We start from the raw sequence: 15,092 nt of genomic DNA on the forward strand, positions 1-15,092 counted from the left end.
AAAGGAGTGGTAGTGAAGTATCAGGGAAGAATTCAACAGTGGGATGATGCTAAAGGTTATGGTTTTGTAGAGCCAATACCAATCCACATAGATAATTGCCCACTCAGAAGGCGCTGGCAAGTTTCCTAGCGAAGCGTGGGAATGCAGGAATGGCTGTTCCCTTTTAAATTCCCAGAATGAAGCTAGGAAGCTTGCCAGACCTTCCCGAAGGGCGAGTTTAAAATGTCCGTACTCTTTGTTGTGTCACCTTGATGTAGAACCACTATACCTGCGGTAACACGCCGCGATTACGAACATTTTAACTCTCGCTGAGTGGGTGATTATCTATGCGGACTGGTATAATGGAGGCACGCGCGCGTTTACTCATATCAAAGCGTTTAAACAACGCTCTAGGCGCCCTGTTAATGGCGACATTATTGTTTATGAAGTTGAGCAGGATAGAAATGGTAATCACCGCGCCTGCAACATCAGCTTACTCAAGGATCACAAAGCAAAACGTTTACGCGCCAATAAGCCAACCTCGCAAAGAAAACGTAATGTTATCGTACTGAGTATTTTCTCCGGTGCACTTGCGTTATTTACATTGTCAGGTCGGCTACCGTTTATAGTATCTATCGTTTATGGCGCGGTAAGTTTGCTTACCATACTGTTTTACGGCATAGACAAATCGGCTGCAAAAAAGGAAAAACGGCGAGTTTCAGAGGCAAAACTGCATATATTAAGCTTATTGGGAGGTTGGCCTGGTGCATTGCTAGCCCAACAGATTTTTAAACATAAGCGTAGTAAATCGTCATTTATGAGAGTTTATTGGGTAACGGTTTTGGTTAATCTCATTTTGCTTGGGCTAATTGCATTTGAAGTGATTAGTACGCAGGCATTCATGGTTGAAATTTAGCGAAATCGATACCCTTCAATGTCAAAACCAAAACCACTTTCGGAGCCCTTAACATACACCCATCCTTTATTTGGTAAGCGTTTGTGCTCACTTTGATTTAAGCATAATCGCCCATCTGACAAGGTACCGCTCTCTTTTAACAACAGTGAGTGTCGACAGTGTTTAGAGCCGCTGCCTTTTTCATAAGCAAATTTCAGTTCCGTTTCTTGTTTTCCGGACGCCAAGTGAAGCGTGTAGGGCAATGCCCTATCAATAAAATTCCAAGTAAAAATAAGCCCCAAAAACGGCATGGTGAAAATTGTTACTTTTCCACGCCAATCTTTCATCACAAATTGCGCTTGTCGTTTATCGATGGAAATAGACAGGTAATAAAAGGCACAATAAACAAAAGTAAATAAAACAATGGCCCATGTTGAATTATTTAGCCATGCGTTAATCACGATAAAGTTGGTGAATGCCGATACAATCAAAGCGCCAATGAGTACTAAAAAAGCGCCGTTACTGATACGTGTTATTGGATGAAGCTCAGACCACTTAGGTCGAGTAAAATGCTCATCTTGATGCGCGCTATCCGTATCATTCTCAGGTGGCAGCGTTGCCCGCTTAGCAGCGAGCTCATTTTTTGCTGCCTGATAGCGTTCAGGAAAGGCCTGCTTATCAATATTTTCCAGAACGTCCTCAAGCTCTTCTACGCTATAAGCGGCGTAATTTGGTTGTTCGGTGATGGCAATACTCATTGATACTTCCTTGTAAACGCATCCTTTCTCTACGCGCTATTTCAGCGCCGTATGCACCGCATTAAGTGTTACCTAAAATAAATTGCTACAAATTCCAGTACCAAATTTGGCATGTCGCAATGTTCACTTTACGCAGACTGTGCTTGGCTTTTTCTGCATCACGCTTAGACTCGTAAGGGCCCAGAATAACGCGGAACCAATCGCCGTTGCTGCCAGTGCTGTGTCTGATAAGCGCCTCTAAACCTTGGAATGCAATTTTGGCTTTCATCTCTTCAGCCTGCGCGCGGGTTCTAAACGAGGCGCACTGCATTAAATAGCGTTTGTCAGATTTTTCTTGCTCTTTGACCTCAACTTCTACTTCATATCCTGGAAGGGTCTTAATGTACTCCCATTCTTCTTCAGGAAGCTCAGGTAACGTCTCTTCTGTAGGAGCCACAGGTCGTGAAGCTTGTGTATCCACGTCGTCTTCTACATTGTCTTTTATTGACCACAAAAATGCACCAAAGCCAATCACCAATGCGAATACGCCAACAAGGCGCACAATAGGAAGTCTTCCAGAAACCGGGGCGTTAGATTGCGCATTTGATTGCGCGCTTCTGGCTGGTTTTCTACCTTTACCAGCCGGCTTCTTTTTTTGAGGAGAGCGTCCACGAGAGACATAATCGCGTTGAGCCATAGTCGGCAATATTCCTACTTGTTATCGTTGTTTGTATGCGTAAGAAAACGTCATATACCAAATCTTTATGAAGCAGCAGCTTTCCTGCACTTCAATCCTGCAGAAATTTTAACGTATTGCTACCCAACAAGCTAACTGAAATCGGTAGGATCAATATCTATCGACCACCTTACCTTCATTGCCTGTGGCAACGCCTGTAAAAATGGCAGCGCCAAACGCAGCGCATTGTGAAGCGGCGCACGCTTTTCATGACTGCATACCAGCATAAACCGAAACCTGCCTTGCCGCTTTTCAATCAAACAAGGAAACGGGCCATTTAACGCAATAGCATGCTGCTGGTGAAATACTTGCTTGCTGTCTTGTAAAAAGCGATAGGCCAAACTGCTGTCGGTCGCTTCTGCGCGAATGACAAACTGGCTAATAAAAGGGGGAAGCCCTGCCGCTTTTCGCTCCATTAAAGCGTGTCTGGCGAAATGCCCATAGCCGTTATGTACTAAATCTTGTAGCAAAGGATGGTGGGGATTGTGAGTTTGCAGCCACATTTCACCGGGTTTACTAGCGCGCCCTGCTCTTCCTGCAAGCTGAGTTACAAGCTGAGCGAGCTTTTCTGGTGCTCTAAAATCGGCACTAAAAAGTGCGCCATCACAATCTAGCACCGCCACTAAGGTTACATGCGGAAAATGGTGACCTTTTGATAGTATTTGGGTACCGACCAGCAGCTGGTACTCTTGGCGGTTTATTGCTTCTAGCGTCTGGTGCAGTTTGTCTTTGCCCCGCACGGTATCACTGTCTATTCGTACCTGTTTAACACCGGGAAATAAACTTGCAAGCCCTTGCTCGACTTGCTCGGTCCCTGTGCCCGCCGTAACTAATTCATTGTGATGGCACGCTTCGCAGTTTGATGGCATTGAGCGCATGCTGCCGCAGTGATGACACTGCAAACGGTTCTGCGCTTTATGCACCGTATACGGGCGGTCACAACGCTTACACATGACGGTTTCGCCGCAGTGATGGCAAAGCAGCGCTGGCGCATAGCCTCTGCGATTCACAAACACCAATACCTGATTTCCCGCGTTGATATGCTGGCGCATTATCGTTAGCAAGCCTTGCGAAATACCGTAGTGAATGGGTTGGTCACGCGCGTCCAACACATGCTGATGCGTGCTTTTCGCCCCTCCCGCTCGCTTAGTTAACTGCAAATGGGCATAGCGACCGCTTAGCGCATTATTAAGTGTTTCGAGTGCGGGCGTGGCGCTGCCTAATAAAAGAGGAATATTGTGCTGCTTAGCCCGCATAGCTGCTAGGTCACGGGCGTGGTAGCGAAGTCCATCTTGTTGTTTAAAAGACTCGTCGTGCTCTTCATCCACAATCAGCATGCCGGGGTTGTGCAGCGGGGTGAAAATAGCCGAGCGAGTACCGATGATTATCCCGAGTTCACCTGCTTTTGCTCGCTGCCATACATGTAGCCGTTCTTTATCAGAAAGCTGAGAGTGTAAAACGCCCACTGCAATACCAAAGCGCTTTTCAAAGCGTGACACCGTTTGCGGCGTAAGCCCAATTTCTGGCACAAGTATAAGCACTTGTTTTCCGTCGCGCAGTAAGGGTTCGATGGCTTGAAGGTACACTTCCGTTTTACCGCTACCGGTAACCCCTTCAAGCAAACTTACAGCGAAATTGCCCTGCTGACGATTAAGTGCGGCAATGGCAACCGACTGCTCAGTATCTGGAATTGGCTTTTCAGACACCGATAACGAGGCAAGCCAACTGCCTGACTTAAATTCAGGCGCGACTTCTTCAATGCTTATCAATGACTTTTCGACAAGTGCTTTGACCGCAGGTGCGCCATACTGCTTGCGCGCTTGGGACGCTAATAAGGCACCACCGGCCAGTGCAGTAAAACAGGCTTGTTGTTTAGGCGCCCGCGATAACGTGTCTGCAGTCGTTTGCTTACCTTCTTCGGTAAGCATTAGCATGTCTTGAGGTGTTGGCGCTGCTGACTCGCCTTTGCGCAATAAAACAGGCAGCATGGCGTGCAGCACTTCACCCGGCGCATGATGATAGTACTGCCACAGCCATTGGGCCATTTTCAGCAACACCTCGTCTATAATGGGGCTATCGTCCAGTACCGACTCAATGGCTTTTAGCTTGTTGGAGTTTTCAATGTCGCTTTCAGGTTTGTGTAGAGTTTCAACAACTACACCCACAAGTTTGCGCGGACCGAAAGGCACAACCACTCTTACACCCGCACTTAGTGCGTTATCGTGGGTATACGTGAAAAGTTGGCGCAGCGGCACTGGCACGGCAACTTGGATAAAGGCCATTGCGAAGGTTCTACCTTATTTGACGATTGTTACAGCGCGTAATGCGCTTACTAAGCTTCTTATGTTGAAACTAATTATACTGGGGCTTCTTGCAGACCTATACGTTACAGCAGTTTGCGCTGCTAACAGCTAGCTACACATTTTGCTATTGGCGCATGATTTTGCCACTAGAGCATCTGGCCCAGCCTTGAAAGACAAATATTTAAACATACTTTACAGGTAAGCATAAAAGGAATGTTTTTTGTTTGGCCTTTTTATACGGCTACCTTTTTATACGGCTGCCTTGCCTAGCTCTCTTGTTTAGCATTTGGCCAAAAACCGCTTGATCAAGGCCCTGCCATCCTTTATTATGCGCCGCTCTTTTGCGATAGGCTGTTCTTTGAACGACTTATCATTTGAATTAAGTAACGTATGGTGTGCGACTTCGGGTTGTATAGCGATACGGCCTTATTATGTGAGGTAACCCAATGAAACAAGATATCCACCCAAAATACGAAGAAATCACAGCAACTTGCTCATGTGGTAACGTAATGAACATTCGTTCTACGCTTGGTAAAGACATCAACCTAGACGTATGTTCTTCATGTCACCCATTCTACACTGGTAAGCAACGTAACGTTGACACTGGTGGTCGTGTTGATCGCTTCAAGAAGCGTTTCGGTGCATTGGGCAAAAAGTAAGCCTGATATCGAGTTCAAAAAAAGCGCCTTTATGGCGCTTTTTTATTGCTTAAAATTCACGCTTCACACAAACAAGGTGTGCCAAACAGCGCTTTACCGCCGTTATCCTACGTCAGGCCAGTACCTAGCCAGTGTAACAAGCCCTGCAACTCGCCTTTCTGAAAACGTTTTTAGCTTAATTTACAACATCCAGCGTAACCTGAACTCAGTGAAGGTTTTTAACATTAGATAAATGCCTATCCCAATTGCCGCCACTCACTTTCTTACACTGTTCTTCGCTATCAAAATAAATACCAACGGGTGCTGACTTAATTGGCGCCAAAGCAATATTCACTTGGTTTATGAAGTCTATATCCCAACCATTAGTTAACGCCCGCTGCTTCTCCTGCTCAGTATTAAACACGGCAATCACTTGCGGCGCTCTCCAATGTCCTACGTGAGTTAGCCAAACAAATCCATTATTGGTAGATTTTACGCTTTCACACACATCGGTTAGCACGGTTATTAGTTTTCTTTCTGTCATATCCTCGCCTTCAGCGCGAATTTTGAGTGGGCTTTCACAGGATTTTATCAGAAATATTGGATGGAGAATTAACGAGGTGTCTCCCTGCGTTCTATTTTCCTGATTTGGGTTTCTGTCCAATGCATTTATGAGAACGTAGATCCCTTTGATAGCTTTGTTTTCATCCTCCACACAATAGACCTACAGAATGTTATGACAAGTCAAAATAAATAGCATGAATGGCAATTATAGACCCATTTTACTGGTCTAATTAGTATGCCTAACCTACATTGGTATGTGAGAATTCTGATCAGATATGTACACAGTGACTGGCTGTGTTAGAGTTGCGATCGGCACCTTGATAGTGAGCATTAATTCTGTGAATAATGCATTACTTTCAAGACTTGTGGCGCTTTTGGGTACATAAACTTGAGGCTTGTATCCATTAAGGTATGTGAACAAAATCAGTAAAGGTTAACGCCTAGTCTGCTTTTTCCACATGCCACCTTAGGGCGTATTGATGATTGCTGTAAAACAAAGATCAACAAGCCCTAGTGCTAACAACTATTTATAATCACTTTTGTCATTACTTGGTTGTAACGCGCTTACGTTTATCTACCTATAACTATAACGACAATAAAATAGCTACAGAGCGTGAACGAAAACACCGATGAACCCTACATCTAAGGATACCTTTTTACATGTCAGATTTTAGACAACGCGCACTCGACTATCACGCCAAACCCACACCTGGAAAAATCCGCGTAGAGTTATCTAAACCAGCCGACAGCGTCGATGACCTTGCTCTTGCCTACAGCCCAGGCGTTGCCGAGCCGGTCAGAGAAATTGCCGAAGATGCAGATAACGCCTATAAGTACACGGGTAAAGGAAACCTGGTTGCCGTTATCAGTAACGGAACTGCGATTTTAGGATTGGGTAACCTAGGACCACTGGCATCGAAACCTGTTATGGAAGGAAAAGCCCTTCTGTTTAAACGCTTTGCTGGCCTGGATGCCATTGACATTGAAGTGAAGCATCGTACAACCGAAGAGTTCATTAATACAGTAGCGAATATCGCTGACACATTTGGCGGCATTAACTTAGAAGACATTAAAGCGCCTGAATGCTTTGAGATTGAACAAGAGCTAATTAAGCGCTGTAAAATTCCGGTATTTCATGATGATCAGCACGGTACCGCTATTGTAACTGCAGCGGGCATGCTTAATGCTCTGGAAATTCAGGGTAAAAGCATAGAGAGCGCTAAAATTGTGTGTATGGGTGCCGGTGCAGCAGCGGTCGCTTGTATGGAACTGCTTATTAAGTGTGGTGCCCAGCGTGAGCGTATTTATATGCTAGACAGAAAAGGCGTTATTCATACTCGTCGCGAAGACTTAACTGAGCACAAAAAGCTATTTGCTAACAATACTGACAAGCGTACGCTTGAAGATGTAATGGAAGGCGCGGATATTTTTGTTGGTGTGTCAGGACCGGATGTTTTACCACCAGAAACACTGGCCTTGATGGCTGAAAACCCAATTGTATTTGCATGTTCAAACCCAGACCCTGAGATAAAGCCTGAACTTGCTCACGAAGTACGTAAAGATCTTATTATGGCTACCGGACGCTCGGACTACCCTAACCAAGTTAACAACGTACTGTGTTTCCCGTTTATTTTCCGTGGAGCACTAGATGTTCGTGCAACGGCCATTAACGATGAAATGAAAGTAGCGGCAGTAGAAGCCCTTCGTGCTATCACGAAAGAGCCTGTACCAGAAGAAGTACTAGCTGCCAGTAAGAGTACTAGTCTGACATTTGGTAAGGAGTACATTATTCCTAAACCTATGGACCCGCGTTTATGCGAGCGTATTGCTACCGCCGTATCTAAGGCTGCGATTGAATCTGGCGTTGCACGCGTGCCTGAAAGCCCAGAAGAATAAAATTCTGGCGCATAAAGCAAAAAAATGGAGGGGCTAGTGCCCAACCTTTATTTGCTAAAAAGTGCACTTAGAGAATACAAGTACATAAAAAACGGCGCCGTGTTGTAGGTTATCAATTAGCAATAACTTACAACAAAGCGCCGTTTCTCTTTAATACCAAATATCAGTCGTCTTCCGACACATCGTTTTCGAAGCTTGGATCAATGCCCATTTCTTCCATAATGCGTCTTGCTTCAGCCGGTACGCGATTAGGATTGTCTTTGCGCAGGTCATCATCGTTAGGCAATGGTTGACCGGTAAACGCATGCAAAAATGCTTCGCACAACAGTTCTGAATTAGTGGCGTGACGCAGATTATTGATTTGGCGGCGAGTACGCTCATCAGTAAGCGCCTTAAGCACATTAATAGGTATAGAGACAGTGACTTTCTTTACCTGTTCGCTCTTCTTGCCATGCTCTGCGTAGGGGTGAATATATTTACCGTTCCATTCTGCCATTGTACTAACTCGGTCTACTCTTTTTTATGTTATGAAGAGAAATTCTAAACAAGTTCACGAAAAGGTCAATTGAGCAGTGTAAACCTCTTGACGTCTAGACATATATTCTTTAATTTAGACGTCTAAACGTCTATAAGAATACATTTTTGAGAGAAAAAGCCATGGTTTCTTACGCACAAGGTATCGATGCATTAAACCAGTCCCTGTCGGAACTGCGTGATATTGATGTATCTTTTGAATTCTTTCCGCCTAAAACGGAAGCCATGGAACAGACCCTGTGGAAGTCAGTTGAACGTCTCGCCCCTCTAAAGCCAAGCTACATGTCGGTAACCTACGGCGCGAATAGCGGTGAGCGTGACAGAACCCACGACGTTGTAAAACGCATTCAGCAGCAAACCGGTGTCGCGGCGGTCCCTCACTTGACCGGTGTTGATGCTAGCCGTGATGAGCTTAAGCAAATTGCAAAAGACTACTGGGACTCAGGTATTCGCCGTATTGTTGCGCTTCGTGGCGATTTACCGCCAGGAGTAGAAAAGACAGAGATGTATGCCTCTGATCTTGTTGCCTTGCTAAAAGACGTTGCCGATTTTGATATTTCTGTTGCTGCCTATCCAGAGAAGCACCCTGAAGCACCAAATGCACAGTTTGATTTACTAAACCTTAAGCGCAAAGCAGAAGCAGGTGCCACAGAAGCGATAACCCAGTTCTTTTTCGATACGAGTGTGTACCTTCGATTTAGAGACCGTGCAGCCGCAGCGGGTGTCGACTTAGATATCGTTCCGGGTATTTTGCCGGTAACCAACTACCAAACACTGGTGAAATTTGCGGGGTTCACAAATGTTCATGTGCCGGGATGGTTACACAAAATGTTCGACGGCCTTGATGCCGACGACCAAGCTACCCGTAATCTTATAGGCGCTAACATTGCTATGGACCAAGTTAAAGTACTCGCTAAAGAAGGGGTAAAACACTTCCATTTCTATACTTTGAACCGTAGTGAATTAAGCTACGCCATCTGCCACATGCTCGGCGTGCGTTCAGGCGCTTAATACATACGACAATCAGGACCGTGCTTACGTTTTTTAACGAAGTACTCCACAAAAGGCGCAGTCAATGCGCCTTTATTGTATAAAGCCTGCATTAAACTTTGCCACCAAGGCCGCCCGCAGTTACCATCTGATATAACATGTAATGAACTATCGATGCTTTATAACAGTCCGCATAGATAAGACCGCGCTGTTTACCATTTACACGGTATCGTCAGGAGAAATTGAGTGGATTTAGACAAGGTTAAAGCCTTATATAACAATGTTACTCCTCAGGTTAGAGATCTCTTTAGCATCTTCATAAAGCGCTGTAGAGAAGACAATATTACTATCTCTGCTGGGCACTTAGCCTATGTAACGTTGTTATCTTTAGTACCATTTATCATGGTGACCTTTACCATTATGTCGGCTTTTCCTGCCTTCGCATCTGTGAGAAGCAAGCTCGAACATTTTGTTTTTAGCAACTTTGTACCTACCGCCAGTGATGTGGTGCATAAATACATGACCGATTTTGTAGGCAATGCCTCACAAATGAGTGCTATTGGTATTTTGTCGCTGCTGGTCGTTGCGTTAATGCTTATATCAAACGTAGATAAAACCCTGAATAGAATTTGGCGTACGCAAAGTGACAGACCGATTGTGTATACCTTTGCTATTTACTGGATGGTGATCACTCTTGGTCCTATGTTAATCGGCTCCAGTGTGGTGGTCAGTTCTTATTTAACTGGATTAGCGGCATTCACCGAAGAATACACACCAGGTCTTGGTACTTTCTTACTCAGCCTTGTACCAAGCGGCGCAGCCATGCTTGCTTTCACCATTTTATACATGGTGGTTCCTAATAGAAGGGTCTTTGCTCGTCACGCACTGGTGGGCGCTATCGTGGCTACTATCGCTTTTGAAATTACCAAGTCAGGCTTTGCGCTATATGTTACGAACTTTCCTTCGTACGAACTTATTTACGGCGCGCTTGCAGTGGTACCTATTCTGTTTTTATGGGTATATTTGTCGTGGATAATTGTGCTGTTTGGTGCTGAATTTACCTGCAGCCTGGGTGAAGCGTTTGAAAACCGAAAAGCAGAAAACGAACCCCGCAAGGTACCTCAAGAATAACCAGCCCTTCAGGTTTAAAATAAAAAAGGGAGCTGCTCGCTCCCTTTCTATCTATTACTGCTTAAAAGCTAGTTTTTCATTGAAGAAATAAACGCATCAGACTCTGCAATAGCAGAATTCATTTGTCTGATAAGCTGAGCGACGTTGTTCTCGATAGTAGAGAGCTCGCCCTGCAGCGCGCCTATCGCGCTGGCATTTAAATTGTGCTTCAAGTACAGCACATTATCTTGAAGCGCGCTTAATACCGGCGGCATTTTACTTTCCGCTTTGCGCATAGCCGTCATTAGTGAAGCGTAACGACGCTTAGTTTCGCGAAGCTTCGCTGCGCTATCTCGCTTCAGCGATGCGTTCTCATACTTCTCTAGCTCTTCAGACCATTCATCGAATAAAGCCTCAGCTACACTTTCCACCTTATCAATACGTGAACTCACTTCTTCTGAAGCAGCAACGCTGTCTTCGTACTGACCATTTAAGCGGTTGTAAACGTCTTCTAGCTCTCCGCCATCAAATGCAACGGCCGCGCTAAATGCCTCCAGCGCCGAATTAAACTGCTCTTGTGCGTCTTCTTGTGACTCTTTAGCGTTTTCAACGCGGTCGACTAAGATGTCGCGCTTTTCAACGCCCACCTTTTCCCATGCTGCGTAATATGCAGACTGACACCCACTAAGGGCAAGCATAGCAACAAATGCTGATGCAAGTAGCTTCATGCGGTTACTCCACCTCTAAAGCGCGCTGCGCTTATAATACTGATTAGATGCAAAATGGCACCTAATGGCCAGAATACGATAGCAAGAACGACGGTCGCAGCCAGGGCATAGCACACGCCTACGGTAATGAAATAGAACAGCGCGCCCAGTATTCTGCCTTGAACCAAATGACCTAAACCAGGAATAAAGAAGTTACAAATTGCGGCGATTACATTACCGCCCGATCCTTGACCTGCCATATAAACATCCTCGCATTTATGACTATAATATGATTAGCTAGCACGTAATGACACTTGTTCTATAGTATACACTTAAGATTTATCGCTTATTTTACAAGCATAAACAGCGTTGAAGCAGTCAGCACGCAACCGTTTGTATAACAATAAACTAAACTAAAACAGGCACTCACACAACGCGCAGAAACAAAATGAAACGACTTTACCCCGATGTTACCTACTATGAAAATGGATTTATCGAAGTGGGAAGTGGGCATTCGCTTTACTTCGAGCAAAGTGGTAATCCAAACGGCATCCCCGTACTCTTTATTCACGGAGGTCCAGGTGCAGGCTTACCCCCTAATTACAAATGCTTTTTTGACAGCAATAAGTATCGCATTATCGGCTATGAGCAACGTGGTTGCGGCCGCTCTACGCCTATAGCTGACACGCTAAATAACGACACGTGGTCGAATGTTGAAGATATCGAAGCATTGCGTACACACCTTTCAATTCCAAAATTTCTCTTGTTTGGCGGTTCGTGGGGTTCGACACTCGCCCTGCTCTACGCGTTAAAGTACACGCCGCGAGTGACAGGACTCATTCTACGTGGCGTATTTTTAGCTCGACAGGAAGACAGGGATTGGTTTTTATCGCCAAATGGCTGTGCAGCTCAGTTATTTCCCGAGTATTACCGGAAATTTACAAAAGATGTGCCTAAGCCTGTGACCTCTAATTCAGTGTGTGATTTCTATAGCGCAATGGTGCGTTCTAGCAATGATGTACTAAGACATTCAGCGCTTAAAAGATGGTACCAATGGGAAGAGAGACTTTCTCGTATAACGCTACCACCTGGTGTGGGTGATTCGACAACTAATTACCCTATGCAGCTGGTCACCTGTTTAGCCACATTGGAATGCCATTTCCTATCTAATCAATGTTTCCTAGATGAAAACTATATTCTTGAAAACATTAGCAAAATAGGTCATATTCCTGGAACAATTGTACATGGTCGTTACGACATGATCTGCAAAACAGAAGCGGCGGAGGCACTTCATAAAGCGTGGCCTCAAAGTCAGCTACAAATTATCCCCGACGCGGGGCACAGTACTTCCGAGCCTAGTATAGGTTACGCACTCTGCCGTGCTACCCGCGACATGTCTCGCTTTATTCAGGAGTCGTCAAAGTGATAGGACTAATTCAACGCGTATCGGAAGCCAATGTCACCGTTGCCGGTAATGTTATCGGCGAAATTGGTAAAGGCATGCTGGTGCTCTTGGGTGTAGAGAAAGAAGACGGTGACGCGGAGATTGAGAAACTAGCAAATAAGCTCTGTCGATATCGCATGTTCAGTGACGAAGACGGAAAAATGAATCTAAATGTTGAGCAAGTGGGAGGCGAAATACTGGTGGTCTCTCAGTTCACACTCGTAGCCGATACGCAGAAAGGTAATCGTCCTGGTTTTTCACGCGGTGCATCGCCAGAACACGGCCAAGCCATTTATGAAAAGTTCGTTCAGTCTCTAAAAAATAAAGGTATGGTGGTGGCCACCGGCGAGTTCGGCGCTGATATGCAAGTAGGCCTAATTAATGACGGCCCCGTCACCTTTCAATTTAGCGTTTAGCGGGTAAAATCGTACGCTTCGTCAGCATCCCAAACTTGCTTACATAATTAAGCTTGTACCGCATGTATTCTTACGTTTAAATACTCGTTCATTCATTTAAGAAGGCCGGTTTATTGTGTACAAGGTAGTCACACCAAAAAGCGATGCCGAGTTTGAAGCCTATTTTCATTTTCGGTGGGAACACTTACGCCAGCCATGGAATTTCCCTCCAGGCTCTGAAAAAGACGAATATGAACAAGTCGCAGAGCACCGTATTATTACTAACCGAAATGGCGAAATTGTAGCTTGCGGCCGTGTGCATTTGAACACAGCCGAAGAGGCACAAATTCGTCATATTGCGGTTCACCCAGGCCATCAACGCAAGGGCTTAGGCCAAATGATCATGGCCGCACTAGAAAACGTTGCGAAAGACTTGGGAGCCGAGCGCGCTGTAACGAACAGCCGCGAAATATCTATCGACTTTTTTAGCGCATGTGGCTTTGAAGTTGAGCGTGAAGCGCCTAACGAACTAGGCATGCTGAAACGTCAACAAATGGTCAAGAAGTTCACTGAAAACAACACATTAGTACTTCACCCTAAGTGGTGTAAATCACTGCAAGAGACATGGTCTGAGACCATTCCCATTACCGAGCACATGGGAATTAAGCTTTACCAGTACACAGGCCGCACGCTTGAAACCCGTGCATCATTAAACAAAAACATCAATATTCACGGCACTATGTTTGCTGGCAGTATTTTTTCTTTAGCTACACTAACTGGCTGGGGCATGATTTACCTGCAGCTTAAAGAGCGTGGATTAGACGGTGACATTGTATTGGGCGATGGTGATATTCATTACCACAAACCCATCACGATGAAACCAAGGGCAATCTGTAATATTGAAACCTTGTCTGGAAAATTCAAGCCGCTAGAGAACGACAACAAGGCAAGGTTTGAGCTGAGTGTGGCAATTTTAGATGGCGACACCCCTGTGGCGGAATTTGAAGGGGTATTCTACGTACTTCCTCCCTCTAAAAATGAAGAAGAGTAGCGTTACGGATTAGCGATCATCACTAATTCGTACGAGCCGTCACTAAGAACAAAAATCCACTCATAAAAAAAGCGCCGTTAAGGCGCTTTTTTTGTCGTTAAGCTATTTGTAAGCTATGCACTGCGTGTACTACGCGACCATAGCTGCTTGAAGCTTTTTCATCGCGTTCTTTTCAATTTGACGAACACGCTCTGCAGAAACCTGATATTTATCAGCTAAGTCTTGCAGAGTAATCTTGTTGTCTGCTAACCAACGAGTTTCGATGATATCTTGGCTACGCTCGTCTAGCGTTTTAATCGCTGAGTACAAGCGCTTGCTCGCCGCTGTATCCCAGTCGTTGTTAATTACGTCAGTTTCAACATCTGAAGATTTGTCTTCTAAATACTGAACTGGCGCAAAGTTACCTGTTTCATCTTCGTCCGCAGTTAAATCGAACGCTTGGTCTTGAGAGCTCATACGCGCTTCCATTTGAAGCACTTCTTTTGTACTCACACCCAATTCGTTCGCTACTGTTTGCACTTCGTCATGAGTAAACCAACCAAGACGCTTCTTCGCCTTACGAAGGTTAAAGAACAGTTTGCGCTGCGCTTTGGTTGTCGCAACTTTCACTATTCGCCAGTTTTTAAGTACAAACTCATGAATTTCTGCTTTGATCCAATGTACCGCGAAAGAAACCAAACGTACGCCCACTGTTGGGTCGAAACGCTTAACGGCTTTCATCAGACCGATGTTACCTTCTTGAATTAAGTCGGCTTGTGGTAAGCCATAACCTGAGTAAGATTTTGCAATGTGCACTACAAAACGAAGATGTGACATTACTAGCTTACGAGCGGCTTGTAAGTCTTCGTCTTCGCGAAGGCGCACTGCCAACTCGCGCTCTTCCTCAGCGCTAAGCATATCAATGCTGCTTACAGCTTGGATGTAGCCTTCAATGCTACCGCTGTGTGGCACTGACAGGGCCATAGATTGCAAATTGTTGCTCATTGTTCACCTCATTTATTGCCGCTTCATATTAGCAAAGTAACCGAAGCTGCGCGAGACCTAATTAAGATATGAAGTCTAACCGATATGTAGGTATAGTGACTATTTCTACAATATCAAGACCTAAATTAA

At 45.1% G+C, this 15,092-nt stretch carries 16 protein-coding genes; 8 read left to right on the forward strand and 8 right to left on the reverse strand.

Features of this window, described 5'->3' with window-relative positions:
* Positions 1 to 316: 316 nt before the first annotated feature.
* A complete protein-coding gene (locus AWH61_RS18235; protein ID WP_249922682.1) occupies positions 317 to 895 on the forward strand; it encodes a DUF1294 domain-containing protein in 579 nt (192 codons plus the stop codon).
* Here the strand turns inward: AWH61_RS18235 and AWH61_RS18240 are convergent.
* The 3 genes from AWH61_RS18240 to priA all read right to left on the reverse strand — a co-directional run bounded on the left by AWH61_RS18240 (position 892) and on the right by priA (position 4,629).
* Positions 892 to 1,632 (reverse strand): hypothetical protein, encoded by a 741-nt coding sequence (locus AWH61_RS18240; RefSeq protein ID WP_069945070.1) that lies wholly within the window; start codon positions 1,630 to 1,632, stop codon positions 892 to 894. The two genes, AWH61_RS18235 and AWH61_RS18240, sit on opposite strands and share 4 nt — an antisense overlap.
* Before the next feature lie 85 nt (positions 1,633 to 1,717).
* Positions 1,718 to 2,308, reverse strand: coding sequence for a cbb3-type cytochrome oxidase assembly protein (locus tag AWH61_RS18245; RefSeq protein WP_075177848.1), 591 nt, complete (start codon positions 2,306 to 2,308; stop codon positions 1,718 to 1,720).
* A gap of 131 nt (positions 2,309 to 2,439) precedes the next feature.
* On the reverse strand, positions 2,440 to 4,629 hold the full coding sequence (priA, locus tag AWH61_RS18250; protein ID WP_075177849.1) for a primosomal protein N': 2,190 nt from the start codon (positions 4,627 to 4,629) through the stop codon (positions 2,440 to 2,442).
* 467 nt (positions 4,630 to 5,096) lie between these two features.
* Between priA and rpmE the strand changes: the two genes are divergently transcribed.
* Positions 5,097 to 5,309: a 50S ribosomal protein L31 gene (rpmE, locus tag AWH61_RS18255; RefSeq protein ID WP_014950975.1), complete on the forward strand. Its 213-nt coding sequence runs from the start codon at positions 5,097 to 5,099 to the stop codon at positions 5,307 to 5,309.
* A 205-nt stretch (positions 5,310 to 5,514) separates the two neighbouring features.
* On the opposite strand, the gene AWH61_RS18265 is transcribed toward rpmE, so the two are convergent.
* Complete coding sequence (locus AWH61_RS18265; protein WP_075177879.1) at positions 5,515 to 5,832, reverse strand: hypothetical protein; 318 nt, start codon at positions 5,830 to 5,832, stop codon at positions 5,515 to 5,517.
* Positions 5,833 to 6,512: 680 nt separating this feature from the next.
* Here AWH61_RS18265 and AWH61_RS18270 point away from each other — a divergent pair.
* Positions 6,513 to 7,748 (forward strand): malic enzyme-like NAD(P)-binding protein, encoded by a 1,236-nt coding sequence (locus AWH61_RS18270; protein WP_014950978.1) that lies wholly within the window; start codon positions 6,513 to 6,515, stop codon positions 7,746 to 7,748.
* 163 nt (positions 7,749 to 7,911) lie between these two features.
* On the opposite strand, the gene metJ is transcribed toward AWH61_RS18270, so the two are convergent.
* Positions 7,912 to 8,244 carry a met regulon transcriptional regulator MetJ gene (gene metJ, locus AWH61_RS18275; RefSeq protein ID WP_014950979.1) on the reverse strand — a complete coding sequence of 111 codons (333 nt, stop codon included), beginning with the start codon at positions 8,242 to 8,244 and terminating at the stop codon, positions 7,912 to 7,914.
* A gap of 161 nt (positions 8,245 to 8,405) precedes the next feature.
* On the opposite strand from metJ, the gene metF reads away from it, so the two are divergent.
* Entirely contained in the window at positions 8,406 to 9,293 is an 888-nt protein-coding gene (gene metF / locus AWH61_RS18280) for a methylenetetrahydrofolate reductase (RefSeq protein ID WP_075177880.1), read from the forward strand.
* 225 nt (positions 9,294 to 9,518) lie between these two features.
* Entirely contained in the window at positions 9,519 to 10,403 is an 885-nt protein-coding gene (locus AWH61_RS18285) for a virulence factor BrkB family protein (RefSeq protein ID WP_014980485.1), read from the forward strand.
* A 68-nt stretch (positions 10,404 to 10,471) separates the two neighbouring features.
* On the opposite strand, the gene AWH61_RS18290 is transcribed toward AWH61_RS18285, so the two are convergent.
* Together AWH61_RS18290 and AWH61_RS18295 are read right to left on the reverse strand one after the other, a co-directional pair.
* Positions 10,472 to 11,110: a DUF2959 domain-containing protein gene (locus tag AWH61_RS18290; RefSeq protein ID WP_014950982.1), complete on the reverse strand. Its 639-nt coding sequence runs from the start codon at positions 11,108 to 11,110 to the stop codon at positions 10,472 to 10,474.
* Positions 11,107 to 11,349 carry a hypothetical protein gene (locus AWH61_RS18295; protein WP_014950983.1) on the reverse strand — a complete coding sequence of 81 codons (243 nt, stop codon included), beginning with the start codon at positions 11,347 to 11,349 and terminating at the stop codon, positions 11,107 to 11,109. Before AWH61_RS18295 ends, AWH61_RS18290 begins: the two co-directional genes overlap by 4 nt.
* A 188-nt stretch (positions 11,350 to 11,537) precedes the next feature.
* Between AWH61_RS18295 and pip the strand changes: the two genes are divergently transcribed.
* From pip to AWH61_RS18310, 3 genes are all read left to right on the forward strand, one after another.
* On the forward strand, positions 11,538 to 12,515 hold the full coding sequence (gene pip / locus AWH61_RS18300; protein ID WP_075177851.1) for a prolyl aminopeptidase: 978 nt from the start codon (positions 11,538 to 11,540) through the stop codon (positions 12,513 to 12,515).
* Complete coding sequence (dtd, locus tag AWH61_RS18305; protein ID WP_039226792.1) at positions 12,512 to 12,949, forward strand: D-aminoacyl-tRNA deacylase; 438 nt, start codon at positions 12,512 to 12,514, stop codon at positions 12,947 to 12,949. The genes pip and dtd overlap by 4 nt, the downstream gene beginning before the upstream one ends.
* A gap of 115 nt (positions 12,950 to 13,064) precedes the next feature.
* Positions 13,065 to 13,979, forward strand: coding sequence for a bifunctional GNAT family N-acetyltransferase/hotdog fold thioesterase (locus AWH61_RS18310; RefSeq protein ID WP_014950986.1), 915 nt, complete (start codon positions 13,065 to 13,067; stop codon positions 13,977 to 13,979).
* Positions 13,980 to 14,108: 129 nt separating this feature from the next.
* On the opposite strand, the gene rpoH is transcribed toward AWH61_RS18310, so the two are convergent.
* Complete coding sequence (gene rpoH, locus AWH61_RS18315) at positions 14,109 to 14,963, reverse strand: RNA polymerase sigma factor RpoH (RefSeq protein WP_014950987.1); 855 nt, start codon at positions 14,961 to 14,963, stop codon at positions 14,109 to 14,111.
* Positions 14,964 to 15,092: the final 129 nt, after the last annotated feature.

The organism is Alteromonas sp. W12 (assembly GCF_001924945.1).
Classification (GTDB): Bacteria; Pseudomonadota; Gammaproteobacteria; order Enterobacterales; family Alteromonadaceae; genus Alteromonas; species Alteromonas macleodii.

Coding starts and splice junctions, on each gene's coding strand:
- AWH61_RS18270 (WP_014950978.1), top strand. CDS start 6,513: ATGTCAGATTTTAGACAACGCGCACTCGACTATCACGCCAAACCCACA.
- AWH61_RS18290 (WP_014950982.1), bottom strand. CDS start 11,110: ATGAAGCTACTTGCATCAGCATTTGTTGCTATGCTTGCCCTTAGTGGG.
- AWH61_RS18265 (WP_075177879.1), bottom strand. CDS start 5,832: ATGACAGAAAGAAAACTAATAACCGTGCTAACCGATGTGTGTGAAAGC.
- AWH61_RS18245 (WP_075177848.1), bottom strand. CDS start 2,308: ATGGCTCAACGCGATTATGTCTCTCGTGGACGCTCTCCTCAAAAAAAG.
- metJ (WP_014950979.1), bottom strand. CDS start 8,244: ATGGCAGAATGGAACGGTAAATATATTCACCCCTACGCAGAGCATGGC.
- rpoH (WP_014950987.1), bottom strand. CDS start 14,963: ATGAGCAACAATTTGCAATCTATGGCCCTGTCAGTGCCACACAGCGGT.
- priA (WP_075177849.1), bottom strand. CDS start 4,629: ATGGCCTTTATCCAAGTTGCCGTGCCAGTGCCGCTGCGCCAACTTTTC.
- AWH61_RS18240 (WP_069945070.1), bottom strand. CDS start 1,632: ATGAGTATTGCCATCACCGAACAACCAAATTACGCCGCTTATAGCGTA.
- pip (WP_075177851.1), top strand. CDS start 11,538: ATGAAACGACTTTACCCCGATGTTACCTACTATGAAAATGGATTTATC.
- metF (WP_075177880.1), top strand. CDS start 8,406: ATGGTTTCTTACGCACAAGGTATCGATGCATTAAACCAGTCCCTGTCG.
- rpmE (WP_014950975.1), top strand. CDS start 5,097: ATGAAACAAGATATCCACCCAAAATACGAAGAAATCACAGCAACTTGC.
- AWH61_RS18295 (WP_014950983.1), bottom strand. CDS start 11,349: ATGGCAGGTCAAGGATCGGGCGGTAATGTAATCGCCGCAATTTGTAAC.